Source organism: Corynebacterium sp. HMSC036E10 (assembly GCF_001836265.1).
Taxonomy (GTDB): domain Bacteria; phylum Actinomycetota; class Actinomycetes; order Mycobacteriales; family Mycobacteriaceae; genus Corynebacterium; species Corynebacterium coyleae.
The window spans coordinates 1-1,631 of record NZ_KV827983.1 but is presented as its reverse complement, the minus strand read 5'-3'; the positions used below and the strand labels follow the sequence as shown (position 1 = coordinate 1,631).

Below are 1,631 nucleotides of genomic sequence, written 5' to 3'. Positions count from 1 at the left end.
TCAACCAAATCCTCTCCGCCCAGGCCGACACCGTCTGCGGCGCCGAATACGGCGTCGCCTCCACCGAGCGGGTCAACCACCGCAACGGGTATCGCCACCGCGACCTCGACACCCGTGTCGGCACCATCGATGTCGCAGTGCCGAAGCTGCGCCACGGTGCATTCTTCCCAGAATGGCTGTTAGAGCGACGCTCACGAGCAGAACGAGCCTTATCGACTGTGATCGCCACCTGCTATCTCAAAGGGGTTTCCACCCGCAGGATGAACGATCTGGTGGCCACCCTTGGCATTTCCAACCTGTCAAAATCGCAAGTCTCGCGGATGTCGGAAGAACTCGACGAGATGGTCGCAGACTTCAGAAATCGCCCCCTGGACCCCGGCGGGTACGCCTACCTGTCCTGCGACGCACTGACGATCAAAGTGCGCGAAGGCGGCCGGGTGGTCAAATGCTCCGTACTGCTTGCCACCGGTGTCAACGCCGATGGCTACCGGGAAATGCTCGGCATGCACGTCGCCACTGCGGAATCCAACGCATCGTGGAAAGGCTTCTTCCAAGACCTCAAAGCCCGCGGACTTCGTGGTGTCTTCCTTGTCACCAGTGATGCCCACGAAGGCATCCAGCATGCCATTTCCGAAGTGCTGCCCGATGCCTCCTGGCAGCGGTGCCGCACCCACTTTGCCAAAAACCTCTACGAGAAAGTCCCCAAAATGCAGTGGCCGATGGTCTTAAGCGATGTTCCAGACGATCTTCCAACAACCGGATGAGGAATCAAACTGGGCGCAAGCCCGTGAAGTTGTTGACTTGTTGGAGCCGAAGTTCCCCCAGGTTGCGGCGTATCTGGAGGAATCACTCGATGAGGTGCTGGCGTTTACCGCAGCGCCGAAACCGGTCTGGACGAAGGTGTGGTCAAACAACCCCACCGAGCGGTTAAACCGGGAGATCCGCCGGCTTGTTGGCGCCGTCCTTGCCGAGCAACACGACGATTGGATCCAACAAAAACGCTACATGTCACTATCCGCACTCGAGCACAGCAAACACCTCATGCACCAACCCAACCCCCACACAGGAGATGATCATGGCGACCACCACCAGCTAACCGCCTAACACAACCCCCCAACTTCATACCGAGCCGAACGGACAAACGGCTACACCACTACACGGGACTTGACCGCATGGACGAGGCAGCGTTGGATCATCGCGTTGGGCCAGCAGGCTTTAATCGCAGTCAAGGCGCCTTGTCCACCGTCGAGGACGACACAGAGCGGTTCAGCGATTTTGCGAAGTAGCTGCGTATACGCATGGGCGGTTTCGTGTTTGGCCCAGTGCCAGGCGATGACGTGGTCGTGGCTGGCTGCCACGAGCAAGCATCCGGCGACGGTGTAGGTGCCGTCGATGAAGATCTGATCGTAAACGCGCTGCGGGTCACCGTTGTTGGGGATGTCGATAAGCCAAAACGGTTTGAATCGGCGGTCAAGTGTCCAACGGCTCACCTTGTGTTGCTCGGCGAGTTCAGACAACGTCGCTGTGGAGGTGGCATAAGCAACGAAGGCTTTAAAGTCGCGGGTCAGCGTGCGGTCGCTGCGGGTTCGTGTCGTGGTGTGTTTTGTCAAGTTGTTTTAGGCCGTTTCGGC

At 58.7% G+C, this 1,631-nt stretch carries 2 pseudogenes; one reads left to right on the top strand and one right to left on the bottom strand.

What is annotated here, in order from left to right:
• Nucleotides 1-1,104, top strand: a pseudogene (locus tag HMPREF2736_RS07755) (IS256 family transposase); the annotation flags it as partial.
• 56 nt (nucleotides 1,105-1,160) lie between these two features.
• Here HMPREF2736_RS07755 and HMPREF2736_RS07750 read toward each other — a convergent pair.
• Nucleotides 1,161-1,598 (bottom strand): annotated as a pseudogene (locus tag HMPREF2736_RS07750) (transposase); the annotation flags it as partial.
• Nucleotides 1,599-1,631: the final 33 nt, after the last annotated feature.